24 protein-coding genes, 1 other RNA gene, 2 pseudogenes and 1 riboswitch are annotated in these 25,344 nt (G+C 65.3%); of the genes and pseudogenes, 15 read left to right on the forward strand and 12 right to left on the reverse strand.

Going from position 1 to position 25,344, the window contains the following annotated elements:
- Nucleotides 1-65: 65 nt before the first annotated feature.
- Nucleotides 66-1,502 (forward strand): exodeoxyribonuclease I, encoded by a 1,437-nt coding sequence (sbcB, locus tag ABS45_RS00480; protein ID WP_291551709.1) that lies wholly within the window; start codon nucleotides 66-68, stop codon nucleotides 1,500-1,502.
- On the opposite strand, the gene ABS45_RS00485 is transcribed toward sbcB, so the two are convergent.
- The 4 genes from ABS45_RS00485 to ABS45_RS00500 all read right to left on the reverse strand — a co-directional run bounded on the left by ABS45_RS00485 (nucleotide 1,463) and on the right by ABS45_RS00500 (nucleotide 5,671).
- Nucleotides 1,463-4,087 carry a [protein-PII] uridylyltransferase gene (locus ABS45_RS00485; protein ID WP_291551711.1) on the reverse strand — a complete coding sequence of 875 codons (2,625 nt, stop codon included), beginning with the start codon at nucleotides 4,085-4,087 and terminating at the stop codon, nucleotides 1,463-1,465. The genes sbcB and ABS45_RS00485 overlap by 40 nt on opposite strands.
- 26 nt (nucleotides 4,088-4,113) lie before the next feature.
- Nucleotides 4,114-4,929, reverse strand: coding sequence for a type I methionyl aminopeptidase (map, locus tag ABS45_RS00490; RefSeq protein ID WP_291551713.1), 816 nt, complete (start codon nucleotides 4,927-4,929; stop codon nucleotides 4,114-4,116).
- Between the two features lie 93 nt (nucleotides 4,930-5,022).
- A complete protein-coding gene (locus ABS45_RS00495; protein ID WP_291551715.1) occupies nucleotides 5,023-5,457 on the reverse strand; it encodes a PIN domain-containing protein in 435 nt (144 codons plus the stop codon).
- Nucleotides 5,444-5,671 (reverse strand): hypothetical protein, encoded by a 228-nt coding sequence (locus ABS45_RS00500; protein WP_291551717.1) that lies wholly within the window; start codon nucleotides 5,669-5,671, stop codon nucleotides 5,444-5,446. The genes ABS45_RS00495 and ABS45_RS00500 overlap by 14 nt, the downstream gene beginning before the upstream one ends.
- 122 nt (nucleotides 5,672-5,793) lie before the next feature.
- On the opposite strand from ABS45_RS00500, the gene purL reads away from it, so the two are divergent.
- Together purL and ssrA are read left to right on the forward strand one after the other, a co-directional pair.
- Entirely contained in the window at nucleotides 5,794-9,819 is a 4,026-nt protein-coding gene (gene purL / locus ABS45_RS00505) for a phosphoribosylformylglycinamidine synthase (RefSeq protein ID WP_291551720.1), read from the forward strand.
- Nucleotides 9,820-9,867: 48 nt separating this feature from the next.
- Nucleotides 9,868-10,245, forward strand: a transfer-messenger RNA (tmRNA) gene (gene ssrA / locus ABS45_RS00510).
- Between the two features lie 261 nt (nucleotides 10,246-10,506).
- Here ssrA and merR read toward each other — a convergent pair.
- Nucleotides 10,507-10,914 (reverse strand): Hg(II)-responsive transcriptional regulator, encoded by a 408-nt coding sequence (gene merR / locus ABS45_RS00515; protein WP_162077712.1) that lies wholly within the window; start codon nucleotides 10,912-10,914, stop codon nucleotides 10,507-10,509.
- Nucleotides 10,915-10,956: 42 nt separating this feature from the next.
- On the opposite strand from merR, the gene merT reads away from it, so the two are divergent.
- Genes merT through ABS45_RS00530 form a run of 3 tightly spaced genes read left to right on the forward strand, consistent with a single transcriptional unit; the run spans nucleotide 10,957 to nucleotide 11,840 of the window.
- Nucleotides 10,957-11,325 (forward strand): mercuric ion transporter MerT, encoded by a 369-nt coding sequence (gene merT, locus ABS45_RS00520; RefSeq protein ID WP_162077711.1) that lies wholly within the window; start codon nucleotides 10,957-10,959, stop codon nucleotides 11,323-11,325.
- Between the two features lie 12 nt (nucleotides 11,326-11,337).
- The gene (merP, locus tag ABS45_RS00525) at nucleotides 11,338-11,622 is read left to right on the forward strand and encodes a mercury resistance system periplasmic binding protein MerP (protein ID WP_162077710.1); all 285 of its coding nucleotides are present in this window, start codon (nucleotides 11,338-11,340) and stop codon (nucleotides 11,620-11,622) included.
- A complete protein-coding gene (locus ABS45_RS00530) occupies nucleotides 11,619-11,840 on the forward strand; it encodes a GDCCVxC domain-containing (seleno)protein (RefSeq protein ID WP_162077709.1) in 222 nt (73 codons plus the stop codon). The genes merP and ABS45_RS00530 overlap by 4 nt, the downstream gene beginning before the upstream one ends.
- Here ABS45_RS00530 and ABS45_RS00535 read toward each other — a convergent pair whose 3' ends face one another.
- The 3 genes and pseudogenes from ABS45_RS00535 to ABS45_RS00545 all read right to left on the reverse strand — a co-directional run.
- On the reverse strand, nucleotides 11,841-12,317 hold the full coding sequence (locus ABS45_RS00535; RefSeq protein ID WP_162077708.1) for a LacI family transcriptional regulator: 477 nt from the start codon (nucleotides 12,315-12,317) through the stop codon (nucleotides 11,841-11,843).
- Entirely contained in the window at nucleotides 12,314-12,685 is a 372-nt protein-coding gene (locus ABS45_RS00540; protein ID WP_291551727.1) for a site-specific recombinase resolvase, read from the reverse strand. Before ABS45_RS00540 ends, ABS45_RS00535 begins: the two co-directional genes overlap by 4 nt.
- Nucleotides 12,685-13,701 (reverse strand): annotated as a pseudogene (locus ABS45_RS00545) (recombinase family protein); the annotation flags it as partial. The pseudogene ABS45_RS00545 and the gene ABS45_RS00540, both read right to left, overlap by 1 nt.
- Before the next feature lie 74 nt (nucleotides 13,702-13,775).
- Here ABS45_RS00545 and ABS45_RS00550 point away from each other — a divergent pair.
- From ABS45_RS00550 to ABS45_RS17605, 5 genes and pseudogenes are all read left to right on the forward strand, one after another.
- Nucleotides 13,776-15,644 (forward strand): hypothetical protein, encoded by a 1,869-nt coding sequence (locus ABS45_RS00550; RefSeq protein ID WP_291551730.1) that lies wholly within the window; start codon nucleotides 13,776-13,778, stop codon nucleotides 15,642-15,644.
- Entirely contained in the window at nucleotides 15,637-15,858 is a 222-nt protein-coding gene (locus tag ABS45_RS00555) for a hypothetical protein (protein WP_291551732.1), read from the forward strand. Before ABS45_RS00550 ends, ABS45_RS00555 begins: the two co-directional genes overlap by 8 nt.
- Before the next feature lie 68 nt (nucleotides 15,859-15,926).
- Entirely contained in the window at nucleotides 15,927-16,232 is a 306-nt protein-coding gene (locus ABS45_RS00560) for a DUF6127 family protein (RefSeq protein ID WP_291551735.1), read from the forward strand.
- Nucleotides 16,229-16,450, forward strand: coding sequence for a hypothetical protein (locus tag ABS45_RS00565; protein ID WP_291551736.1), 222 nt, complete (start codon nucleotides 16,229-16,231; stop codon nucleotides 16,448-16,450). The genes ABS45_RS00560 and ABS45_RS00565 overlap by 4 nt, the downstream gene beginning before the upstream one ends.
- Nucleotides 16,447-16,782: pseudogene (locus ABS45_RS17605) on the forward strand (glycoside hydrolase family protein); the annotation flags it as partial. The gene ABS45_RS00565 and the pseudogene ABS45_RS17605, both read left to right, overlap by 4 nt.
- Here the strand turns inward: ABS45_RS17605 and ABS45_RS17610 are convergent.
- A complete protein-coding gene (locus tag ABS45_RS17610; RefSeq protein WP_366246588.1) occupies nucleotides 16,740-16,856 on the reverse strand; it encodes a UvrD-helicase domain-containing protein in 117 nt (38 codons plus the stop codon). The pseudogene ABS45_RS17605 and the gene ABS45_RS17610 sit on opposite strands and share 43 nt — an antisense overlap.
- Before the next feature lie 277 nt (nucleotides 16,857-17,133).
- A complete protein-coding gene (locus ABS45_RS00575) occupies nucleotides 17,134-17,583 on the reverse strand; it encodes a hypothetical protein (protein ID WP_291551740.1) in 450 nt (149 codons plus the stop codon).
- Nucleotides 17,584-17,686: 103 nt separating this feature from the next.
- Here ABS45_RS00575 and ABS45_RS00580 point away from each other — a divergent pair, with 103 nt between their 5' ends.
- Both ABS45_RS00580 and ABS45_RS00585 read left to right on the forward strand, forming a co-directional pair.
- The gene (locus ABS45_RS00580) at nucleotides 17,687-18,991 is read left to right on the forward strand and encodes an HD domain-containing phosphohydrolase (RefSeq protein WP_291552116.1); all 1,305 of its coding nucleotides are present in this window, start codon (nucleotides 17,687-17,689) and stop codon (nucleotides 18,989-18,991) included.
- Nucleotides 18,988-21,420 carry an EAL domain-containing protein gene (locus ABS45_RS00585; protein ID WP_291551742.1) on the forward strand — a complete coding sequence of 811 codons (2,433 nt, stop codon included), beginning with the start codon at nucleotides 18,988-18,990 and terminating at the stop codon, nucleotides 21,418-21,420. The genes ABS45_RS00580 and ABS45_RS00585 overlap by 4 nt, the downstream gene beginning before the upstream one ends.
- A 238-nt stretch (nucleotides 21,421-21,658) precedes the next feature.
- Here ABS45_RS00585 and ABS45_RS00590 read toward each other — a convergent pair whose 3' ends face one another.
- Nucleotides 21,659-21,958, reverse strand: coding sequence for a cell division protein ZapA (locus tag ABS45_RS00590; protein ID WP_291552119.1), 300 nt, complete (start codon nucleotides 21,956-21,958; stop codon nucleotides 21,659-21,661).
- Between the two features lie 26 nt (nucleotides 21,959-21,984).
- The gene (gene zapB / locus ABS45_RS00595; protein ID WP_291551744.1) at nucleotides 21,985-22,203 is read right to left on the reverse strand and encodes a cell division protein ZapB; all 219 of its coding nucleotides are present in this window, start codon (nucleotides 22,201-22,203) and stop codon (nucleotides 21,985-21,987) included.
- Between the two features lie 34 nt (nucleotides 22,204-22,237).
- Nucleotides 22,238-22,455, forward strand: a riboswitch (cobalamin riboswitch).
- 73 nt (nucleotides 22,456-22,528) lie between these two features.
- Here zapB and ABS45_RS00600 point away from each other — a divergent pair.
- Nucleotides 22,529-24,385 carry a TonB-dependent receptor gene (locus tag ABS45_RS00600; protein ID WP_291551746.1) on the forward strand — a complete coding sequence of 619 codons (1,857 nt, stop codon included), beginning with the start codon at nucleotides 22,529-22,531 and terminating at the stop codon, nucleotides 24,383-24,385.
- A 40-nt stretch (nucleotides 24,386-24,425) separates the two neighbouring features.
- Complete coding sequence (locus ABS45_RS00605; RefSeq protein ID WP_291551747.1) at nucleotides 24,426-25,304, forward strand: helical backbone metal receptor; 879 nt, start codon at nucleotides 24,426-24,428, stop codon at nucleotides 25,302-25,304.
- Nucleotides 25,305-25,344: the final 40 nt, after the last annotated feature.

A 25,344-nucleotide genomic window follows, 5' to 3' on the forward strand; every position in this document is an offset into this window, starting at 1 on the left:
AGCGCTGACGTGATACGCCTGCACGGGCATACTTGCGGCTCGCCCGCACCCTTGATATCGCTGCGATGCACACCTTCCTCTGGCACGACTACGAAACCTTTGGCACCGACACGCGCCGCGATCGCCCGGCGCAGTTCGCGGCGATTCGCACCGATGCGGATCTGAACGAAATCGGCCAGCCGCTGATGCTCTATTGCCGCCCCGGGGACGACTATCTGCCCGACCCCGGCGCGTGTCTCATCACCGGCATCACGCCGCAAGAGTGTTTGCAAAAAGGCCTGCCCGAGCACGCATTCGCCGCGCGCATCGAGGCCGAATTCGCCCAGCCCGGCACCGTGGGCGTGGGCTACAACACCATCCGGTTTGACGACGAGATCACGCGCTTCCTGTTCTGGCGCAACCTGATCGACCCCTATGCGCGCGAGTGGCAAAACGGCTGCGGGCGCTGGGATCTGCTGGACGTGGTGCGGATGACGCGCGCGCTGCGCCCCGAAGGCATCAACTGGCCCGAGCTTGATGGCAGGGCGAGCTTTCGCCTGGAGCTGCTAACCAAGGCCAACGGCCTGGCGCACGAAGCGGCGCACGATGCGCTATCGGACGTGCGCGCCACCATTGCGCTCGCGCGGCTTTTGCGCACGCACCAGCCGCGTTTGTTCGAGTTTGCCTTTGCGCTCCATAAAAAAGAGCGTGTCGCGCAAGAACTGCGCCTTCCAACGGCACAAAGCACTGCAAAACCCTTTCTGCACATCTCCGGCATGTTCCCGGCGGAGCAGGGGTGCCTCGCGCTGATGTGGCCGCTCGCGATGCACCCCACGAACAAGAACGAGCTGCTCGCCTGGGACCTGGCGCACGACCCGTCCGAGCTTGCACTGCTCTCGGTCGACACGTTGCGCCAGCGCCTGTTCACGCGCACGCAAGACCTGCCTGAGGGCATCACGCGCCTGCCGATCAAGGGCGTGCACCTGAACAAGTCGCCGATGGTGGTGGGTAACATGAAAACGCTCACGACCCAGCTGGCTGAACGCTGGGGCATTGACCTTGCCGCCGCCGAGCGCCACGCCGCCATCGCCCGCGATCTGCCCGACATGAGCGCGATCTGGCCTGCGGTGTATGCCCGAGCGCAAGAGAGCGCGCCCGACGTGGATCAGGATTTGTACGGTGGCTTCTTGAGCAACGAAGACCGCAAGCGCCTCACGCGTCTGCGCGCCTTGCCGCCTGCCGAACTTGCGCAGGCGCGTGCGGGCTTTGATGATGCGCGCCTTGCCGAGCTGCTGTTTCGCTACCGCGCGCGCAATTTTCCCGAGACGCTTGCTCCCGAGGAGCAGGAGCGCTGGCAGCAGCACCGCATCGCCGCGCTGATGGAAGGCGAGGGCGGCGCGCGCACCTTTGATGCGCTGTTCGCCCAACTCGATACGCTCGGAGAGCAGGCCGACGAGCGTGGGCAGGCGATCCTGGAAGCGATCTACGACTGGGCCGAGGGCATCGCGCCCGAGCTGGACTGATCGTCCGCGTCTGCCAGCGCATCGAGCAGCTCGGCTTCGATGCGCAGCTGGCGCGCGCTGTTGCCCAGTGCTTCGCCTGCTATCAGAAACGTATCTTCTGCACGCTCCCCCAGCGTGCCAACCTTGGCCAGCTGCACACTGAGCCCGTGGCGTGCCAGCACGCCGGCGATGAGGTACAGCAGCCCGGCGCGGTCGGTGGCCGAAATTTCCAGAATCCAGCGCTCGTGCTGCTCATCGGGCCGCAGCGATACGCGCGGTGCCACCGGGAAGCTGCGTGCACGGCGCGACAGCCGCCGGTGGCTGGGCGGCGGCAGCGGCGTACGCAGATCGATCGCCATCGGCAGGCCGTTCTCGATCAATGCAATCAGTTCGCGCGCGCCGCTCTCCGCATGCCGGGCAGTCACTTGGAAGGTGTCGAGCGCGTGACCGTCGAGCGTGGTGTGGATGCGCGCGGCGAGGATGGAAAACCCGGTGCGGTCAAAGTAGCCGCAGATGCGCAGAAAAAGCTCCGCCTGGTCGGGCGTGTAGACCAGCACCTGCAGGCCGTCGCCGGCCAGCGAAGGTCGGGCGCGCACCACCGGCCGGGTGCTGCCGATGACTTCATGCAATTGGCGCGTGTGCCAGGCGATGTCGGCCGCGTCGTGCTGCATGAAGTAGCCCACATTCAACGTGCGCCACAGCGCTTCATTCGCGCCGCGTGGCAGGGCATGCAGCGCCAGCAGCACGCGCGCATCGCGCTTGCGCTCTTCGACTTCGGTGGCGGCATCGGGTACGCGCCCGCCCAGCACCGCGAGCGTGGCGTGGTAGAGGTCTTCGAGCAGCTTGCCTTTCCAGGCGGTCCACACGCGCGGGCCGGTGCCGCGGATGTCGGCCACGGTGAGCAGGTACAGGCCGGTGAGCGTGCGCTCGTTGCCCAAGCGCTGCGCGAACGCGGCAATCACCGCCGGATCGCTCAGATCTTGCTTTTGTGCCACCTGGCTCATCAGGAGGTGCTCGGCGACGAGAAACTCGATCAGCCGGGCGTCCTGCGCCGAAATGCCATGTGCGGCGAACTGGCGGCAAAAGCGCTGCACCTCGCGCGCGCCGATCTCCGAATGGTTGCCGCCGCGCCCCTTGCCGATGTCGTGAAACAGCGCGGCGATGGTCAGGATCCAGGGCTTGTCCCAGCCCGCGGCCAATTGCGAGCACAGCGGGAATTCGTGTGCGTGCTCGGCCATGAAGAAGCGCCGCAGATTGCGCACCACCATCAGGATGTGCTGGTCCACCGTATAGGCGTGGAACAGGTCGTGCTGCATCTGCCCGACGATGCGCCGAAACGGCCACAGCAGGCGGCCCAGCACCGAGGTCTGGTTCATCAGCCGCAGGGCATGCGTCACGCCACTGGGCTGGCGCAGGATCTGCAGGAAGCAGGCGCGGTTGGCCTCGTCCTGGCGAAAGGCCTGGTCCATCAGCGGGCGGGCGTTGTAGAGCGCGCGCAGGGTGCGTACGGAAAGCCCTTTGATGCCCGGCGTGGCCTGGTAGCGCAAGAAGGTGCGCACGATGGCCTGGGGTTTGCGCTGGTACAGGTCGTCGCGCGCAATCTCCAGCAGGCCGTTCTTGTCGAGGAACTCGGTGTCTATCAGGATCAGCGGCGCCGTCGATGGCCGCAGCCGCTCCTCGATTTCCAGGCGCAGGATCTGCGTGAGCTGCGTGACCGCCTTGGCGGCCCAGTAGTAGCGACGCATCAGCTGTTCGCTGGCGCGCTGCCGGCGCCCGCCCGGGCCCGTGGCGTCCGTCAAGCCGAAGCTCTGGGCCACGCTGGCCTGCAGGTCAAAGGCCAGCCGGTCCTCACGCCGCCCGGCCAGCACATGCAGGCGCGCGCGGATCAAGCACAGCAGCGCCTCGTTGAGCGCCAGCTGACGCACTTCATACGGGGTTGCCAGGCCGTGCTGCGCCAGCGCCTTCCAGCTCGCGCCGACGCCGGCGGCGCGCGCCAGCCAGAGCACAAGCTGCAGATCGCGCAGGCCGCCGGGTGATTCCTTGCAATCCGGCTCCAGCGCGTACGGCGTATGTTCATACCGGGTGTGGCGCTGGTGCAGTTCCAGCAGCTTGGCTTGCACGAATGCCCGTGCATCGAGTTGGCGCGCGTGGGCTTGCCGCAGCGCCTCGAACGCTTGTGCGCTGCCGCACAGCCGGCGCGATTCGAGCAGCGCGGTCTGCAGCGTGATGTCCTCGGCGCAGGCGGCCAGGCATTCGGTGTGCGTGCGCACGCTGGAGCCTATCGGCAGCCCCGCATCCCAGCAGCGGGCGATGAAGGTCTCGACCGCCGCGGTTGCGGCGCCATCGGGCACCAGCACCAGCACATCCACATCCGAATGCGGAAACAGCTGCCTGCGCCCATAGCCGCCGACGGCGACGAGCGCCGCGCCAGGGTCGGGGTGCAGCGACTGCCAGAGGCTGCGCAGCAGGGTGTCCGTGGCATCCGAGAAGCCGCGCAGCAGGCGATGCACGCCGCGCGGGTGCAGCGCCCGACCCAGCAGGGCCTGCAGCAACGTGCCGCGGCGTGCCTGGTAGATGGCCTGCTCGGGAGTGGTGTGGGCGTGCATGGCCCTGTGCGCAAGAAGCGCCTGTGTCAGGTCGCCGTAGCGGTCACGAAATCGGGCAGCGGCGGGTAGCCCGCGGAGAGCGTGAGCACGTCAAAACCGGTTTCGGTCACGAGGATGGTGTGCTCCCACTGCGCCGAGAGGCTGTGGTCCTTGGTGATGATGGTCCAGCCGTCCTTGCCCAGCTCCTTGATGTCGCGCTTGCCCAGGTTGAGCATGGGCTCTATCGTGAAGGTCATGCCGGGCATGAGCTCGACGCCGGTGCCCGGGCGGCCGTAGTGCAGCACCTGCGGTTCGTCGTGGAATTTGCGTCCGATGCCGTGACCGCAGAACTCGCGCACCACCGAAAGGCCCTGGTCTTCGGCAAAGGTCTGGATCGCGTGGCCGATGTCGCCCAGGTGAGCGCCGGGCCGCACCTGCTGGATGCCCAGCCACATGGATTCGTAGGTGAGCTTCACCAGGCGCCTGGCGGCGATCGAGCATTCGCCCACCAGGTAGGTGCGGCTGGTGTCGCCGAACCAGCCATCCTTGGTAATCACCGTCACGTCGACGTTGACGATATCCCCCTTCTTCAGCGGCTTTTCGTTCGGAATGCCGTGGCAGACCACATGGTTCACCGAGGTGCACAGGTAGCCCGGGTAGGGCGGGTAGCCTGGTGGCTGGTAGCCGATGGTGGCGGAGACCGTGCCCTGCCGCTTCATGCACTCCGCGCCCAGGCGGTCGATTTCGATGGTGGGCAGGCCCGGCACGATGTGTGGCGCTATGTAGTCGAGCACCTCGGCCGCCAGGCGGCAGGCCTCGCGCATGCCGGCGATACCCGCTGCGTCCTTGATTTCTATGGTCATTGCGAAATTATCCCATCGCGCTACTGCGGCTGCACGAGACGCGACTGATGCGCCATGGACATGGCATCCGGAGCAGGGTTGAACGGCTGTGTCTCAGTGCTGAACGTCGAGGAAAGGATTTTCCACCCGCAGCCCCTGGATCTGCTGCCCGTGCTGCATGTCCTCGCTGAGCAGTCGCGTGCAGTGGCCTTCCAGTGCGGCGGCAACGATCAGGCTGTCGCAAAAGCTGAAACCATAGCGCTCCTGGATGTCCAGGCCGCGCGTGTAAAGGGCGGGGCTGGGGTGGATTCGCCACAGTGGGACAAGGATTTGTGCCAGTGCGCTCTGGCGGTCCTCAAGCGTGGCCACGCGGTTGAACTTGCGACCGATGACATGCAAGGTTTCCTGCACGACCTGGAAGCTGATGATGGCGTTGCCTTGGCGCAGTGCGGTGTTGAGGATGTGGCTGGCAATGGTGCTTTTCTCGCCACCCGTCGAGTCGAAGGCATAGACCACGACGTTGCTGTCGATGAAGTCAGCGGCGCTCATTCATGGCCTCGCGGGTGAATTTCTGGCCGCCGGAGCTGGCGTAGCCGCGAATGCGCGCCAGGGTTTCCATGGCCTTGTCCGCCTGCCGCTTGCGTGCATAGGTTTCCAGCCACAGGCGGAATTGCTCGTTGAGCGTGGTGTTCTCCGCCCGGGCGGCTTCGCGGGCAGCCTCGATCAAGGCCTCGTCGGCGGTGAAGGTGATGTTGCGGGCCATGGTCATCTCCGTGTCGATGTGACACGATTTTATGACACGGGTTTGTTGTCGTGTTATATCAACACGAGAAAGGTGATATGGGCCCCCAAGTAAAATTCGCCTTGTCTCATAAGGCCGCCACTGTGACCCTACACATTTGCACTTTCGAGGGCGGCCATGCCCTCGGTTCCTTTCGCGCGCAGCAGCTCGTGGCGCAACTGCAGCCCATTTGTGCCAAGGTTACGGGCGTGGCCGCTCGCCATCTGCATCTGGTGGCAGCGCGCGAGCCGCTGGACGGCACCACGCGCGAGCGGCTGGCGTCGCTGCTCACCTATGGCGAGCCGTATCAGGGTAGCGACGAGGGCGAGACGCTCATCGTCACGCCGCGCCTGGGCACGATTTCGCCTTGGGCGTCCAAGGCCACCGACATCGCGCGCAACTGCGGCCTGGCAGTGCAGCGCGTCGAGCGCGTGACCGAGTACCGCATCGCGCTCAAGGGCGGGCTGCTGGGAGGAAAGACCGAACTGAAGAGCGAGCAGCGCACGCAGATCGCCGCGCTGCTGCACGACCGTATGACCGAATCGGTCGTTGGCTCGCGGGGCGAGGCTGAGCGGCTCTTCACCGAATTGCAGGCCGAGCCGATGGCGAGCGTGGACGTGCTCGCGCAAGGCCGTGCGGCGCTGGTGGTGGCCAACACCGCCTGGGGCCTGGCCTTGGCCGAGGACGAGATCGACTACCTGGTCTCAGCCTTCACGCAGATCGGGCGCAACCCCACGGACGTGGAGCTGATGATGTTCGCGCAGGCCAACAGCGAGCATTGCCGCCACAAGATTTTCAACGCGCAATTCACCATCGACGGCGCGGCGCAGGCGCACACCCTCTTCGGCATGATCCGCCACACCGAGGCCACGTCGGGGCAGCACACCATCATCGCCTACGCCGACAACGCCTCGGTCATGCAGGGCACGGTTGTAGAACAGTTTGAAGCCAAATCGGCATCCAGCGCAGGTGGGGCAAGCGCGAGCAGCTATCAAAAACAAGAATCTCTGCGCCACGTTTTGATGAAGGTGGAAACGCACAACCATCCCACCGCGATCTCGCCCTTCCCCGGCGCATCGACCGGCGCGGGTGGCGAAATCCGCGACGAAGGCGCGACGGGGCGCGGCTCGCGCCCCAAGGCGGGCCTCACGGGCTTCACGGTCTCCAAACTCTGGGGCAGCGAGCTGGGCAAGCCCGAGCACATCGCCAGCCCCTTGCAGATCATGACCGAGGGCCCGCTGGGCGGTGCAGCCTTCAACAACGAGTTCGGCCGCCCCAACCTCGCAGGCTACTTTCGCGAGTACGAGATGGTGGTCGATGGCGTGCAGCGCGGCTACCACAAGCCCATCATGATCGCTGGCGGCCTGGGCAGCATCGACGCACGCCTGACGAAAAAGATCGCCTTCCCGGCGGGCACGCTCTTGGTGCAACTCGGCGGCCCGGGCATGCGCATCGGCATGGGCGGTGGCGCGGCCAGTTCCATGGCCAGCGGCGCCAACGCGGCCGAGCTGGACTTTGATTCGGTGCAGCGCGGCAACCCCGAGATCGAACGGCGTGCGCAAGAGGTCATCAACCAGTGCGCGGCGCAGGGCGAGGCCAATCCCATCCTGGCGATCCATGACGTGGGCGCGGGGGGGCTCTCCAACGCCTTCCCCGAGCTGGTGAACGACGCCGGTCGCGGCGCGCGCTTTGACCTGCGCGCCGTGCCGCTTGAGGAATCGGGCCTCTCGCCGCGCGAAATATGGAGCAACGAAAGCCAGGAGCGCTACGTGCTGGCGATCGCGCCCAAATCTCTGGCGCAGTTTGAAGCCTTGTGCGCGCGCGAGCGCTGCCCCTTTGCCGTCGTCGGCGTTGCCACCGAAGAGCGCCAGCTTGTCGTCGGCGAGCTGGACTTGCCTTCCCACGCTCAACGCTCAACGCTCAACGCTCAACCTGCCGTCGACATGCCCATGGACGTGCTGCTGGGCAAGCCGCCCAAGATGCAGCGCGACGTCACCCGCGTCGCTCGCCAGGGCGCGACATTGCCGCTCGATGATCTGCCGCTGGAAAAGGCCGTCATCGAAGTCCTGGCGCACCCCACGGTCGCCAGCAAGCGCTTTCTCGTCACCATCGGCGATCGCAGCGTCGGCGGTCTCACGCACCGCGACCAGATGGTTGGCCCCTGGCAGGTGCCGGTGGCCGACGTCGCCGTCACCCTCGCCGATTACTGCGGCTTTGCCGGCGAAGCGATGGCGATGGGTGAGCGCACGCCGCTGGCCAGCCTGAATGCCCCGGCCTCCGGGCGCGTGGCGGTGGCCGAAGCCATAACCAATCTGCTGGCGGCGCCGATCGAGCTCGCGCGCGTCAAACTCAGCGCCAACTGGATGGCCGCTTGCGGTGAGCCGGGTGAAGACGCCGCGCTGTATGACACCGTGCGCGCCGTCGGCATGGAACTGTGCCCGCAGCTCGGCATTTCCATCCCGGTGGGCAAGGACAGCTTGTCGATGCGCACGCAGTGGAGCGAGGACGGGGTGCAAAAGAAGGTGGTCTCGCCCGTCAGCCTGATCGTCACGGCGTTTGCCACGCTGGCGGATGTGCGCGGCACGCTGACGCCGCAGCTGAATGCGGACATCGAAGACAGCTCGCTCATCCTGATCGACCTGGGCCACGGCAGGATGCGCATGGGCGGCTCCATCCTCGGCGAAGTGTTGGGCGCCAGCGGCACCGAGGTGCCCGACCTGGACGATGCGCAAGACCTCAAGCGCCTGGTCGCCGCCATCAACGCCTTGCGCGCGCAGGGCCTGATCCTCGCCTACCACGACAGGAGCGACGGCGGTCTGATCGCTACTGTCGCCGAGATGGCGTTTGCCGGGCAGGTGGGCGTGGCGTTGAACGTGGACATGCTGGTGGATCAGGGCGATGGCATCACCGACGGCCGCCTGGAGAGCTACGAAGCCAAGGACTGGACCAAGCAGATCAGCGGCCGCCGCGATGTGCTGACGCTGCGCGCGCTGTTCAACGAGGAGCTGGGCGTGGTGCTGCAAATCGCTACCTCCGAGCGCGCCGCCGTGATGCAGGTGCTGCGCGAGCACGGCCTGATTGCCTGCAGCCACATCATCGGCAAGACCCGGCCCGAGTCCTCGCCCATGAACGCGGGCAAGGGCGAGCTGCAGGTCTGGCGCGATGCGAAGAAAGTCTTTGGTGCGACACTGGAAAACCTGCACCAGGTGTGGGACACCGTGAGCTGGAAAATCGCCCAGGGCCGCGACAACCCCGCCTGCGCCGACGCCGAGCATGCGGCGGCGGGCGACCCGGCAAATCCCGGCCTGCATCAGCACCTGACGTTTGACGCACAGGAAGACGTCTCCGCGCCTTTCCTGAATCTGGCCCGGCCGCGCGTCGCCGTGCTGCGCGAACAGGGCGTGAATTCACACGTCGAGATGGCCTGGGCCTTCACCGAGGCGGGGTTCGACGCGGTGGACGTGCACATGAGCGACTTGCAGGTCGGCCGCGTGAGCCTGCAAGACATGAAGGGCGTCGTCGCCTGCGGCGGCTTCAGCTATGGCGACACCTTGGGCGCGGGCGTGGGCTGGGCACGCTCCATCACCTTCAACCCGCGCTTGTCCGAGCAGTTTCAGCAGTTTTTTGACCGCAGCGACACCTTCGCGCTCGGCGTGTGCAACGGCTGCCAGATGTTTGCCGAGCTGGCCGAGATCATCCCCGGCGCCAACGCCTGGCCGCGCTTTACCACCAACCAGAGCCACCGTTTCGAGGCGCGCTTGTCCATGGTCGAGGTGCTCGAATCGCCCAGCATCTTCTTCGCCGGCATGGCGGGTAGCCGCCTGCCCATCGTCGTCTCGCACGGCGAGGGTTACGCCAACTTCGCGCGCCGTGGCGACGCCGCCCACGTCGTGCGCGCGCTGCGTTTCGTCGACAACCACGGCCAGGTCACCGACGCCTACCCGGCCAACCCCAACGGCAGTCCCGAGGGCCTGACGGCGGTGACCACGACGGACGGGCGCTTCACCGCGATGATGCCGCACCCCGAGCGGGTGTTTCGCGCCATCCAGATGAGCTGGACGCCAGGCGATCCGTCAACCTTCAGCTCCTGGATGCGCCTGTGGCGCAACGCCCGGCGCTGGGTGAGTTGATCCGTCAGCCATTGAATTCGCCAGGATTGCCCTAAAATCGGAACCCTAGGGGCTGTACCGGTTTCGACGTGGGTTCGGACGCGGTGTGGTGCATGTCGAGCTTGAGTGACGCTCGTAAATCTCCATTCACAAAAGTAACTGCAAACGACGAACGTTTCGCACTCGCCGCCTAAAACCGGTGAGCCTTGCAACAGCACGCTGGCGGGCTGGGCAAGGGGGTAGCAATACCTCCAGGCTGCAAGGGAATTCACGTCAGCTGGCTGCTTGCCGGGTACCTTGGCAAGGGGTAAGAAAAAAGGGTGCTGGCCTTGTCCATAGCGTGCGTCTGCGCGATGTGCCGGGTGAGAATCAAAACAGAACGCTAAACATGTAGATCTGCCCGAACAAGGCTTGCGGACGCGGGTTCAATTCCCGCCAGCTCCACCATTACCCTTATCGGTTGGGCTTTTTTCTGCCCGGAACGCCAGTGTTGGCGCGGTTTCGGGCACCTGCCTCTTGACCGCACCCTTGCCGAACCGCCGACCCGCAGCCTCGACGTAGCGGTTTTTCTCTCTCCGCTCTCTGCTGGCCTCTTGACCGTCCAAGTGCCGACGTCGGCTGTTTTCGGGGAGGTGAGGGCTATCGGTTGCGGTTTTCGTCTGCTCAGGCGTCGGCGACCGAGAGCGGAGACGGGCCAGTTTGGACGCCTCACGCCGCCTGCAAAGCGGCGATTAACGGACACTGCACCTGTCCGCTCGTGGCGCAGCAACGCACGACGAGCCCTTGCAGCGCGACTTCGATTCGACGCAGGTCGGCAAGCCGGTCACGCACATCGGCCAGCTTGCGCTCGGCCTGCTCGCGGGCCTCGGTGCAATGCGATCCATCCTCCAACTTCAGCAAGTCCGCGATCTCGTCCAGGCTGAAGCCCAGTCGCTGGGCCGATTTGATGAAGCGCACGCGTGCCAGATCCGGCCCCCCGTAACGACGGATGCCGCCTAGAGGCCGGTCAGGCTCCTGCATCAGGCCCTTGCGCTGATAGAAGCGGATCGTCTCGACGTTGACCCCGGCGGCATCGGCCAGGACGCCGATGGTCAGTGTTTCAGGTGGTTCGCTCATGGCACTTGACTCCGTACTTAAGTACGGAAGTAAGCTTAACCTATGAAAACAGATCGACCAACAGAAACTCAAGGCGGCGGACGCGGCGCGCTGTTGACTGGCGGGCTTGCCGCCATCCTCGCCTCCACCTGCTGCCTCGGCCCGTTGGTGTTGATCACGCTCGGCGTTTCCGGCGCGTGGATCAGCAACTTGACGCTGCTCGAACCCTACCAGCCTCTGTTCATCGGCGCGGCGGTGGTGGCGCTCTTCTTCGCTTACCGCCGCATCTGGCGACCGGCCACGGATTGCGCACCGGGGCAGGTCTGCGCGCTTCCATCGGTCAACCGCAGCTACAGGGTGCTGTTCTGGACCGTAGTGGCGTTGGTGATTCTCGCGCTCGGGTTCCCGCTTATCGCGCCCTGGTTCTACTGAAAGGAAGTTGTCATGAAGAAGCTCATTACGCTGGCCACATTTGCCGCCTTCGCCTCGCCCTTGTGGGCAGCGACCCAGACCGTCACTCTGTCCGTGCCCGGCATGAACTGCGCCACCTGCCCGATCACGGTCAAGAAGGCGCTGACCAAGGTATCGGGCGTCAGCAAGACCGACGTGAATCTGGACAGCCGCGAAGCCAAGGTGACATTCGATGATGCGAAGACCAACGCCGAAGCCCTCAAGCGCGCCACCAAGGATGCTGGTTATCCGTCGACCGTGGTGGGGAGTGCAAAGTGACTGCCGTGATCTTGGAGTCGACGTTGACTTGCCCCGAGTGCGGCCACGCCAAGACCGAGACGATGCCCACAGACGCCTGCCAGTGGTTCTACGAGTGCGAGCAGTGTCACGCCGTACTCAAGCCCAAGCAGGGAGACTGCTGCGTGTACTGCTCCTACGGCACCGTGCCGTGCCCGCCGATTCAGGAGCGCGGTAAGGGGAGTTGCTGCGCCGGTTGATCACCGGAACCGCAGACGTTCGCGCTGCTCGTCCCATCGCAGGGGGTTGGCGCGTCGCCCGACGCTTTCAAACGTCAAGTGCGCTGCCACGCCAGTGATGCAGGCTTCCACAATGTCTGGAGCCAATTGCGCCAATCGTGCGATCCGGCTGGCTCGACCGAGATCGAGTCCCTCTGCCTCGGCGATCTCGGTGATCGAAGTAAACCGCCCCTCGTCCATCAGCCGCTGCCAGTGATGTGCCAGACCGAGCGCACGCATCAACGCGGTGTCCTGTGCGGCAGCCTTGATCAACTTTTCGCGGCGGGCCTCGTCCAGGAACTCCCGCGGCGGGTCGAACGGCGTGATGACCTGCTTCTTCAAGCCCCGCTTCACCAGTGTCCAGGGCACGAAGGTTTCCAGTTGTACGCCGCCAGCCGGGCTCGGCAGTTGATAAGTGACCGGATCACCCTTGAACCGACCCCGGTGCTTCTTGCTCATGCCTCCTCCTCAAAGCGCTTAACGATCTGGCGTTGCGCCTCCCAATCGACGGGCAGCGGGTTGCGCTGGAACCAGATCAGGTTCATCCGGCGCGGCTGCCGTCCGGTCATCAGCAGTTCGAGGATGTCGGGCGCGAGCAGGCTCAGGCGCATCAGTTCGTTGGTGACCGAGGGGTGTAAGCCTTCGGCCCGGGCGATCTCCGAACCACTCTTCATCTCGCCGGTGTCCACGAGGTGCTGCCAGTAGAAACCGCGTGCCACCCCCTCCAGCAGCGTCACATCGTGGACGTGGCGGTCATCGGCGGCCACGCGCCGCGCGCCCCGGCGGCGGAATGTCAGTGGCACGAAGGTTTCCAGTGAGTCGTCCATCAGGCCTCGACCTCCACCAGTTCTGCGCCGATCCCTCTCGGAGCGAACTCACCGATCAGGGCGTCCCACCCCAGTTCCCGCCACTTCACCTTGATACCCTGCACCTCGCCGACGTGGACGAGGTCGATGCGCTCGATCATCAGGTTGGCGATGCGATGGCGCTCGACCGGGAACAACTGATCCCACACGTCGTTGAGCCGTCCCATCGCCATCACCGTGGTGGCTTCATCGACCTGTCCTCCGTCGCGCTGGATGTGGCGCACCACCGATGCGATGGATTCGGGGCTGGTCAGCACGGTGCGGATTTGGGCCACCACTGCCGCCTCGATCTCCGGTGCAGGCAGGCGTTCGTAGCTCTTGCCCGGCGCCCCGAACCGGCTTTCCGACTTGGACACGTAGTAGTGGTACTTGCGCCCGTTCTTGCGTGAGTAGGTCGGGTACATCCGTTCGCCCGAGGGGGCGTACAGCAGGCCGCGCAGCAAGGCGTCGGTGCGCGACCGGATCTTGGTTTCCACCGACCGGGCGTGCCCATCCCTGGCCAGCACCGCGTGAACCTTGTCCCATAGTTCCCGGTCGATGATTGGCAGGTGAGCGCCGGGGTACCAGTTCCCCTTGTGCGACAACTCGCCCAGGTAGATGCGGTTGCGCAGCAGCTTGTGCAGGTACTTTTTGTCGATGCGCGTGCCGTTGCGGGTCTGGCCCTCCTGCGTCGTCCAGGCCTTGGTCGTGATGCCGTCGGCGGTGAGATTGACGGCGATCTGGGTCGGAGAGCCGATGGTCAGCATCTCCTCGAAGATACGGCGCACCACAGCCGCCTCGGTTTCGTTGATGACCAGGAGGCGGTTGTCGACGTCGTAGCCCAGGGGCGGGACACCGCCCATCCACATCCCCTTGCGCTTGGCGGCGGCGATCTTGTCGCGGATGCGCTCGCCGGTGACCTCGCGCTCAAACTGGGCAAAGGACAGCAGGACGTTGAGCATCAGCCGCCCCATCGAGGTGGTGGTGTTGAACTGCTGAACTACGCCTCCCGTCGACCACGCTTTACGCCGGGGGCTACACCCGCATCGTGTCCGGCCTGCCGGGGTAGTCGATGAGCAATCCCGGCGACTTGATACTAGCCGCCACGCTGCCCGAACTGAGCTTCACTGCGACCGCGATTCCAAACGCCAACGCCGCTTTGCAGTCGCCGCTAACCGCACTGACGTTCACGGCGCAGGCGGTGACACGCACGGATGTGGCACTGGTGGGCAACTTCCCGCCGCTGTCGATGCTGGGTGAGGCACGGTACCAGTCCTACGCGGTGCGCCCGGTCACCGGTCAGTGCGCCACCTGCTGGCAGCACGCCACCGGGCACAGCACGGGAGCCGAAGATCGGCGCGAGGCCACCGTACACGAACACGCGCCCATACACGCACGCTGGCAGGGTTCTGCATCGTGGGTGGTCGGTGTGGAGAGCCGCCGTACCAGCACCCGCGTGCGCGCGCCCCTGTCCAGACAAACTTGGTACCAGGAGGCCGCGCCGGTGCAAATCCGCGCAGGTGTGGGCCACGCCGACGCGATCCGGTTGCGCACGGCGCGCGGATCGGCCTTCGAGGAGGCCGTCCGTGCCGGGTGGCTGCGCTGGGCCATCGGGCATCAGGACGGCTGGCGCGACCGCCGACACACGGCCACTTCGCGCTTTGATGCATCGCTGCGGCACGCGGGGCGCTTCCACGCCGAGGAAATCCAGAGCGCGGTGTATCTGCGTCGCTGGTGGCGTTCGTTGTTTCAGGCAGCGATGCGTCCACTGCCGGGCCGTCATCCGTCGGTGCCGTTCGTGCCGCCGGTGGCTCCGGCCTGCTACGTGCCAAGCGCGCACCTGCTGTTCACCGAGGACGCCGCGCAAGACGGCGACCTGTTGTTTGTCTGCGAGCCAAGCGCCACGTCGAGCGACGGGTCGGTGCTCATTCCCAATCGGAGGGTGTATTTCGTGATCAACGAGGTGACGCTGACGCGTTGGCCCGAAGGGACGCCGGTGCCGGTGCTGGGCCTGTCGCTGTCGCTGGACGCCGATTCTTGGGCGTGGGGCTTCGAAGCCACGCTGCCGCTGATCGCCGAAGCGCTGGTGGTGCCTGACGAGGGCGCGTCGCCGGTGGAGCTGATCGCTACGGTCAACGGCACCGCCTTCCACGTGCTGGCCGAAAACCTGAGCCGCGAGCGCGTGTTCGGCGACGCCAGCATTCGCATTTCCGGGCGCGGGCGCAGCGCGGCGCTGGCCGCTCCCTACTCGCCGGTGATCGCCTTCGCCAACACCGAGCCGCGCAGCGCGCAGCAGTTGATGGAGGACGTGCTCACCTTCAACGGCATCCCGCTGGGCTGGACGGTAGATTGGGCGCTGACCGACTGGCTGGTGCCCACCGGCGTGTTCGCCAAGCAAGGGACGTGGATCGAAGCACTGATCACCATCGTCGGTGCGGCGGGCGGCTACCTGCTGCCGCATCCGTCCGAAAAGACTCTGCGCGTGCGCCATCGCTACCCGGTGGTTCCGTGGGACTGGTGGACGGACGTGACGCCGGACTTCGTGCTGCCAGTGGACACCGTGGGGCGCGAATCGCTGCGCTGGATCGACAAGCCCGCCTACAACCGCGTGTTCGTGGCAGGCCAGGAGGCCGGTGTGCTTGGACAGGTCACGCGCACCGGCACGGCGGGCGATGTGCTCGCGCCGATGGTGGTCGATGCGCTCATCACCCAAGCGGCGGCGGCACGCCAGCGCGGCATTGCGGTGCTGGCTGACACAGGTCGCCAGATCGAGGTCACGCTGCGCCTGCCGGTGCTGCAGGAAACCGGAATCATCGAACCGGGCGCGTTTGTCGCCTATCAGGATGGCGGCGTGGCGCGGCTGGGCATCGTGCGCTCGACGCGCATTGACGCGGGATTGCCGGAAGTCTGGCAGACCCTGGGAGTGCAGAGCTATGCATAACCTTTACCAGCAGTTCCGGCAGTTGCTACCTGATGCACCGCTACAGGCAGGCACCGTGCTCGAAGTCGGCACGGGCGTCGCACTGGTCGTTCTGCCCGGTGGCGGCCTGATTCGTGCGCGTGGCAACGCCACCGTCGGCCAGACCGTGTTCGTGCGCGACGAGGTGATCGAGGGTATCGCGCCCTCACTGCCCCTGGAGATCATCGAGATCTGAAGTCCATTCCCATTTGTTCACCCCTGAACCCGCCCACGAGGCGGGTTTCGCATTTCTGGAGACCTGCAATGACCGAACCCGAACAACAACCCGCCGCGCTCGTGGAAAACATGCTCCTGCTGCGCCGCGAGGACTTCGACGAACTGCTGGCCCACGCCGCTGAACGCGGAGCAGAACGTGTACTCGCGCACCTCGGGCTGGAAAACGGCCACGCAGCCCGCGACATCCGCGAACTGCGCGATCTGCTGGAAGCGTGGCGCGATGCCCGTCGCACAGCGTGGCAGACCACGGTCAAGGTCGTGACCACCGGCATCCTAGCCGCGCTTCTGGTCGGTGCCGCCATCAAGTTGAAGCTGATGGGAGGCGCGCAATGAAACCCAAGCTCTGCCTGCTCGACGACTGGCGGCGTGTGTTGCGGCGTGCCTGGAGCATTCGCTTCTCGCTGCTGGCGGCGGCCTTCACGGCGGCGGAAGTGGTGGTGCCGCTGTTTGGCGACGTGCTGCCGCGTGGCGCATTCGTGCTACTGGCCTTCGCCGCCAGCATCGGCGCGACCGTGGCCCGCATCGTGGCGCAGCCGGAGATGCACCGATGATCCGGCCGCCGCAAAGACGCACCGTGGCCGCGCTGACGCTGTCCGCCGCCGCCCTGGTCGGCATCGTGCTGCACGAGGGCTACACCGACCGCGCGGTGATCCCGGTCAAGGGTGACGTGCCGACCATAGGTTTCGGCACCACCACCGGGGTGAAGCTGGGCGACACCACCACGCCGCCGAAGGCGCTGGCTCGGGCGCTCACCGACGTGCAGCAATTCGAGGGCGCGCTCAAGCAATGCGTTACCGTGCCGCTGGCTCAGCACGAGTACGACGCGCTGGTGAGCTTCTCCTACAACGTCGGCGGCCGCGCGTTCTGCCAGTCCACGCTGGTGAGAAAACTCAGCCGGTTGGAGATGCGGGTGGTCAGCTCGCGCGCGGCCTTGTCGGTGAAGGTGACGACCAGCAGCGACTCGGGCGCGACGCCCTGGTGGCAGCGGCGTCTTGCGCCGGAGCAAGCGGTTCAAGATCTATCCCGTCACGACCTGCGACGTAGGCTGGACCCTCGACGTCATCGTCGTAGTCCGAACCGTCCTCGTTGATGGCGTAGTGTGCGTCCTGGGTCAGATCCGTTCTGACCAACTGCGAGAAATACACCCACGTCCAGCATCGCTGTAGGTCACCCTGATCGTGTTCCTCAATGAGCTGGAGCATGGCGTCCGTATCTCCTCTCTTGGCAGCCAGCGTCAGCCAATGCTTGGCGTCTGAAGTGCGGCCCATGCGTTCTGCGATCGCCGCAATCGCTGCTGGGTCATCCGCGCCGGTATCGAGGGGTGGCCAGCGCGCGCCGGAATATCCATTTCGGCGGCAATGGCTAAATCACCGGTACCGTCAAGGAAAAGGGCCAGCCCGACCAGCCGTTGGTGCGCGAAGTGCTGCTCTACAGCGAGAACACCCACGCCCTGGTGGCGAGCACGTGGTCTCAGGCTGACGGCACGTACCGCTTCGAGCGCATCGATCCCCAGCAGCGCTACACCGTGATCAGCACCGACTACCAGCAGTTGTACCGCGCAGTAGTCGCGGACAGGCGCGGCGGTTCGTTGAACGTACTGTGCTGCAGGCCAGGCCCACTGGTCTGGGCAGGGTTTTCCCGGTAGATTTTTTCGATCGCATTTTCTGATTTCATATGGTTTCACCGTTGTTTACCCGTCAATTCGACAGTTAACTGGTAGCTGCAGCTGCCGATAATTCAACGTAAACCATCATTCATTCGCATCACTTTTGGGTGCGCCGCAGACTGTGCCTCCACCTTCTGTTCTGGTCGATATCGAAAGGCTCCGCGTGGGCATGTTCATTCAGCTCGAAATGGGCTGGATGAACCATCCGTTCCCGACGAGCAACTTTCGCATTTCCTCTGCAGAGCAGATACAGGTGCTGCGTGACTTGGGTGTGTCCCAACTGCGTTATGTACCGTCAAAGAGTCTGGTGGTGGATGAGGGAGCGCCCTTGGCATCTGGGGATGCGCCCCTGCCTGTGGTGGATGAACCGTCCCAGCCTACGAGCGTACAGCGGGATGTTGAAGCTGAAGCGCCGGGGGTGGCACTCAGTTTTGCCGACCACCACGAAGTAGTGCAGGCCAGGTGCCGGGCGCGTTTCAATCAGGCAGCGTCGCTTTATGCGGAGGTGGCGCAGACGGTGGATTCCGCTCCCGTCGCCGCGCGGGCTCAGGTTGAAGCGCTGGCTCGGGCGGATGTGGCTGAATTGCTGCAATCGGAAAACTACTCTGTGCATTTGCTGACGGGCATTACCGGTCAGCGCCAGGGTAACCATTGCGTCAATGTGATGGTACTGTCCCTGCTTCTGGGGCGAGCCCTCGGCCTGGGGGCGCAGGCTCTGGAGCATCTGGCGGTGGCCGGGCTGCTGCACGACATCGGCAAGATTCACCTTCCGGCGCACATTGCGCAACCAGGGGCCCCATTGTCGGCAAGCGACAGGCGGGTCTATGAAGAGCATGTGATTCGCTCGGTTGCACTGGCCCAGCGCATGGGGTTTGGAGCCGAAGTTCTGCTGGCGATAGGGCAGCACCACGAGATGGCCGATGGCAGCGGCTATCCGCGGCGGGTCGAGGCAGCGCAGATGAGTCAGTTCGGCAAGGTCCTGGCCCTGGTCAATCGGTATGACCGGCTCTGCAACCCTTTGCATGGTGAATCGTCGCACACGCCGCATGAAGCCTTGGCGCGGCTGTTTGCGCAGGAACGCAAGCGCTTTGATGCCACCACGGTACTGGCCGCCTTCATTCGGCTGATGGGGGTGTATCCGCCGGGCTCACTGGTGCAACTCAACGACGGGCGTTATGCGCGCGTGGTAGCCAGCAATTCGCAGTCTCCGCTGCGGCCCCTCGTGCTGCCCTTCGTGGCTGGCGTGGCTCGGTGTGATGCGCAGGTCATCGATCTCGGCAGCAATCAGGAACAGGGGATACGCCGCAGCGTGAAGTTCGATATCCTGTCGGATGAGGCGCTGGAATTCTTCCTGCCGGGGCAGCAGCTGTGCTATTTCTTCGACCGCGTGCAGCCCGCCGACGCGGCGCAGGAGGGCGTGGCATGATCGCGCAGCTTGACCAGGTCCGCTGGAGGTCCGTGGCGGATGCCCTGGACTTGGCGGCATGGTTGGTGCATGGCCCGACGCTGCGCATCGCCCATGCCAATGCAGCTGCAGGCCGGCTGGTGGGGCGCGAGCCCGAGGCCATGATCGGCACTCTGGTGCTGGAGCTTGCATGTACGCCGGAAGACCAGATTTTCTGGGGTCAGAGCCCGCAGGATCTCGCGCTCGGAATCGCGTCGCGCTCCAGCGTTCAGCGTGCCGGCCGCGACGAACTGATCGTGGTGGATCGCCGTGTCACGGCGCTGCGTGGCGAAGGGGCGCAGGATCTGCTGCTCATGACGATGCGCGATTGTTCGCGCGAGGAAGCGGCAGAGCGCGCATTGCTGGGACAGATTGCGCAATTGGGCTCGACGCTGGATGCGGCAGCTGATGGAATGCTGAGCTGCGACCTGCAAGGCGGCATTCGTGCGTTCAACCACGCCTGGGCCAGAATCTGGCAGTTGCCCCAGGGCTTGCTGATTCAACGCAACGACGCCGCGATCGCCGCACACATGCAATCGCTGGTACAAGACCCGGCAGCCTACGGCGAGCGCCTGGGCGCGCTCGCGCGGGACCCCATGCACGAGGCACGCGATGTGCTGCATCTGACCGATGGCACGGTACTGGAGCGGCGCGCGGTGCCGCAATGGACCAACGGTCATCCGAGCGGGCGGGTGTTCACGTTCCGGGACATCACGCTGCAGGTGCGCCAGCAAGCCGAGCTGCGATTGGCGGCGCAAGCCTTCGAATCCAGTCTGGACGCGATTTTTGTCGCCGATCCCGCCGGCGTGGTGGTGCGTGTCAATCCCAGCTGTGAGCAGCTGTGGCTGACGGACAGCGCTGCCGTGGTGGGTGTTCCTGCGCTGCAGTTTCTCAGCCCATCGCTCGAGCACGGGAGGCTGATGAAGCAGGTGCGTCAAGCCTGGAGCCAGGGCAATGTCTGGGAAGGCGAGCTTTTCCTGCCACGCCCGGGTATCAGCACCACGGTGGTGCGATTGTCGTGGGTGGCCTTGCGGGATGCCGCGGGCGGGCTCTCGCAATCGATTGGCTTCATGCAGGACCTGACGCCGCAGCACGCGGCGGAAAGGCGCGCCGAGGAGCTTGCCTATCGCGATGTGTTGACGGGTTTGCCCAACCGGCTTTCATTCGGGCAGCGGGTGTCGCAGGCGATTGTCGAAGCCCAGGGCAGCGGCACGGGTTTTGCCATCATGCTGCTCGATCTGGATCGGTTCAAGAACATCAACGATTCCCTCGGCCATCCGTTCGGCGATCGGGCCTTGCGGCTGGTGGCGCACCGGCTGCAGGATTGTCTGCACCATTCGGACATGCTCTGCCGCATCGGCGGTGATGAGTTCGTCGTTTATCTGCATGCGGCCAACGCGGGTGGTGCGGAGGCGGTGGCGCGGCGCGTGATAGAGGCGGTTTCGCGCCCGTGTGTGGTCGATGACCTGACGCTGTCGCTGCAATGCAGCATTGGTCTGACGCTGTTTCCGCAGGATGCGGATACGGTGGACGAACTCATCAGTCAGGCGGATGCCGCGATGAATCGCGTCAAGGAACGCGGCCGCGGCAGCTTTGGTTTCTACCAGCCACGCATGAATGCCGATCTGCTGCCGCGCATGAAGCTCGAGCATGCGTTGCGCCAGGCCTTGCAGCAAGGACACATGGCGGTGCATTACCAGCCGCAGGTTGACCTGGAAAGCGGCGCCATCGTGGGAGCCGAGGCGCTGGTGCGTTGGACCGATCCGGAGCTCGGAGCGGTGGCCCCATCCCAGTTCATTCCGCTGGCGGAAGAAACGGGCTATATCACCACGCTCGGCGCCTGGGTCATGGACAAGGCGATCCATGACGCAGCGCAGTGGGCGGCGGCGGGCGAGCAGCTCAGCGTGGCGGTGAATGTTTCGGCCATCGAGTTTCGGCAAACGGGTTTCATCGAGCGCGTCACGTCGCTGCTGGCGCGCCACGGACTGGCACCGCACCTGCTGGAACTGGAACTGACGGAAAGCGTGTTGCTCAACGACGTCGAAGAAATGGAGGCACGCATTGCCACGCTGGCTGCGATGGGCGTGTCGCTGGCCATCGATGATTTCGGCACTGGATATTCCAGCCTGGCCTACCTCAAGCGTCTGAAGATCCACAAGCTCAAGATTGACCAGTCCTTTGTGCGCGGCTTGCCGCAGGATGAGGGTGACCGGACGATCGTCCAGGCGATCACGAGCATGGGCAGCGCCCTGCAGATCAAGGTGCTGGCCGAGGGCGTCGAGACCGAGGCGCAGCGCCAAGCCTTGCGGCAAATGGCTTGCGCCTATTACCAGGGGTTTTTATGTTCTCCGGCACTCCCGGTGGACGAATTTCGCACACTGGCAACGCTCAGGCACGTGGTGCGCGAGTGACGGTGCGGGGAGATGGGTGAAGGTGTCTGCGGCACGCTGCCGAGCCGTCATCCTGAACCGGGGTTCAGGTGGGCCAGGGCAACCAGGCATTGGGTTCATCTGACGCGAGATGATCACGCCTGCCGGGTGATGTACCTAGTCCGTGCTCTACGAGCATTGGTTCAAGGCAATATAAAGCTCGACAGCACCGCAGACGCTGCCCATTGTAGGCGCGCGGCGGCGCTTGTCCAGCCGATTTTCAGAGCAATTGTCCGTCGCTGCCCAGCGCGTCGTCCAGCCGGGCGGCGAGCTCCTGCCATTGCGCCGCATCGGTGGTTTCCGCCGCTTCGGCAGCCGGTGGCACCGGCGCTGCGTAGCCGGTGATCTGATCGCCCAGCTCGAACGCGAGGTTGAGCGCCGCCAGTACCGCGATACGCTCGCGGGCGCGCACCTTGCCTGCGTCACGGATGCGTGTCATGGCGGTATCCACACGCTCCACCGCTTCCAGCAGCCGCGCTTCCTGCCCTTCGGGGCAGGCCAGCAGGTAGGTCTGCTGCATGATTTGCACTTCCAGCTGCTTGCTGCTCACGGCTGTTCCTTGTTCTTGGCGGAAGCTGGCAGGCGATCCAGCAGCGATTCGATGCGCGCACGTGCCGCCTGCAGCCGTGAGCGCAGTGAATCGCGCTCCTGTGTCAGCTCCTGCACCTGCTGCTTCAGCAGTGCATTGGTGCGCTGAAGTTCGGCATGGCGCAGCAGCAGCCGATCAACGCGCTCGGCGATCTGGGAAATGGAAGGGTTGCCCATGGGCCGCAGATTGTAAAGACCGTGGCCCGGCTCCGTTAAAATCGACGCTGTTGGTGCTCGCGGTCGTGGTTCGCACGCCGCAGTTCAACGGGAAGCAGGGAGGGGCTCTTCGCCATGAAGGGCTTGCCCAGCCTGCGCTGCCCCCGCAACGGTCAGCGGACGAATCGAATCGATTCACTCTTGCAGCAATACAGCCACTGGGCGCCTTGAACTCCGCCAGCCCGGATACCGGCCAACGAGGTGGCTCGCGCGCTTGTGGCGCGCGCGTCGTGATCGCTCAGAGCCGGCGGGGAAGCTGGCGGAGCTTGTCCTTGAGTTCTCCATCATGAATCGTTTGAATATCCGCCTCGGGCGCGCACCGGCGCGTGCAGGTCTGTCTCTATCTCTGGCGGCGATGGTGTTGTCTGCGGCGTGGGCCCAGCCTGGCGCCGAGCAGTTGGCACTGGCGGCCACCGCGCCGCAACTCTCCGAGGTGCTCGTTACCGCCGCGCGGACGGCGCAGCCCCTCACGGATGTGTTGGCGGACGTGACGCTGATCGATCGGGACCAGATTGCGCAAAGTGGTGCAGTGACGATCACCGATCTGTTGGCGCGCCAGCCTGGGATCGAGCTCTCCCGCAGCGGCGGGCCGGGCACGGCAACGGGCCTGTTCCTGCGCGGCGCGGAGACACGCTTTACCGCGGTCTACATCGACGGTGTACGCGTTGACTCGCAATCAACCGGGGGGGCTCCCTGGGAAGCGATTGCGCTGGGGCAGGTGGAGCGCATCGAAATTGTGCGCGGCCCGGCGGCTGCGGTTTATGGCTCGGATGCCGTGGCTGGCGTGGTGCAGATTTTCACGCGCCAGGGCGAAGGGCCTTTCGCACCCTACGTCGGCATTGGCGCAGGCAACCGCCGAACGGGCAAGCTGGAGGCCGGGTTTTCGGGCAAGCACGGTGCGCTGGACTATTCCCTGGGTCTGCAGCGCGACGTCAGCCGGGGCTATGACTCGCACCCCGGCTCCAACCCTGACCGCGATGGCTACCGCCAGACATCGGCGAACGGCCGCCTCGGCCTGCAGCTGAGCGATGTCCATCGGGTGGATCTGACCAGCACCTATGCTGCCATGGATGCGCAATACGACGGCTTCCTGCCGGGGCTGGATGACCACGGACTGAACCGCCTGGCGACGCTGGGTGCGAGCTGGTCGGCGCAGTGGAGCCAGGCCTACAGCACGCGCCTGAGCGTGAGCGAATCGCAGCAGCGCTACGAGATGGTGCCCACGCCCTATCTGTCCCGGACCCGGCTGCGCAACTACCTGCTGCAAAACCAGTGGAAGGAGGGGGCTCACACCCTCACCGGTACGCTGGAGCGCCGCGAGGACCATCTCGCCAATGCGCCCATAGACCAGAGCCGTCACCAGGACGGTCTGGCGCTGGGCTACGGCTACGTGGCGGGCGCGCACACCGTTCAGCTCAACCTGCGCCACGATAGTGACAGCGAATTCGGCGGGCAGACCACGGGCGGCGTGGCCTACGGTTTTGCGTTTGCGCCGGGCTGGCGCGCCACGGCGGCCGCTGGCACGGCGTTTCGGGTGCCCACGCTGTACCAGCGCTTTTCGGAATACGGCCAGCCGGCACTGCTGCCGGAGAAGGGACGCAACGTGGAGGTCGGGCTGCACTGGGCGCAGGCGGCCAGCCGTCTGGGCGTCACCCTGTACCGCACTCGCGTCAGCAATTTGATCAATTTTGGAGCTCCTGGCGCATGTCTGAGCCCATTTGGCTGCTATGAAAATGCGGGCAAGGCGCGCCTGCAGGGCATGACATTGACAGCCGCTCACCAGGTGGCCGGTGTGAACCTGAGCGCATCGCTGGACCTGCAGCAGCCGAAGAATCTGGCGACCGGCACGCTGTTGGCGCGCCGCGCCCAGCGCTTGCTCAAGGTCGCCGCCGATACCCGGGTTGCCCAGTGGAAGCTGGGGGCGGAGTGGCAGCTGGCCAGCCACCGGTGGGAAGACGCTGCCAACACCAGTCGCTTGAGTGGCTATGGCTTGGTCAACCTCTACGCCAGCACCACGATTGCCCGCCAGTGGGCTGTGTTGGTGCGCGTGGACAACGTCGGCGATAGAAGCTATCAGCTGGCGCAGGGCTATCCGGCGCTGCCGCGCAGCTTCTTTGTCGGCCTGCGCTGGACGGGGCGCTGACCGGATCGCGGCACGGCCGCATGCGGGCGAAGGTGTTGGAATGAGAGCCTGGAAGTGCTGGTGCCGGGCTGCGCTTGCCGGCCTGCTGCTCGCCGGTGCGGCGGCACATGCCTACGAGATCACGGACGACGCAGGCAGTACCACGCATTTCGAGCGCCCGCCGATGCGCATCGTCAGCCTGCTGCCTTCCCTGACGGAAACCGTGTGCGCGCTCAAGGCCTGCGACCGCTTGGTCGGTGTCGATCGCTACTCCAACTGGCCCGACGCTGTGCATGCGTTGCCTCAGGTGGGCGGCGGACTGGACCCGAGCATTGAGGCGGTGGTCGCGCTCAAACCCGATGTGGTGCTGCTCGCCTCCTCCTCGCGAGCCAGCGTGCGTCTGCGCGAACTCGGGCTGAAGGTGCTTGCGCTGGAGCCCAAGACGCGTGCAGCCATGCGCCGCACCACCCGGCAGCTGGGCGAGCTGCTGCAGGTGGATGGTGCTGATAGCCTGCTGCAGGCCATTGATGCCGGTGTGCAGCAGGCCGCGCGCAGCATGCCGGCGGCAGCGCGCGGCCAGCGTGTCTATTACGAAATCACGCCCGAGCCGCGTGCAGCGGGGCGTGGCACTTTCATTGATGAGTTGATGCAGGCGCTGGGGCTGGTGAACGCGATCGATGCGGACCTGGGGCTGTACCCGCGCATCAACCCCGAGCTGGTGGTGCGTCTGAACCCTGACCTGATCATGGCAAGCCAGCAAAGCGCCGCCGACATGGCGCGCCGCCCGGGCTGGACGGGCTTGCGAGCGCTGCGGCTGGGCAGGGTGTGTGAGTTCAACAGTGCCGAACGCGATATTCTGGTGCGCCCCGGCCCGCGCATGGCGCAGGCGGCGCACCTGATGGCAGAGTGTGCTGCACGCGAGTTGCATTCTAAAAAGTGAGCTGTATGCGCATATGTGGCGTGCGCTACAGTGGAATTTG

It is taken from the genome of Comamonas sp. SCN 65-56, from assembly GCF_001724135.1.
Classification (GTDB): domain Bacteria; phylum Pseudomonadota; class Gammaproteobacteria; order Burkholderiales; family Burkholderiaceae_C; genus Comamonas_C.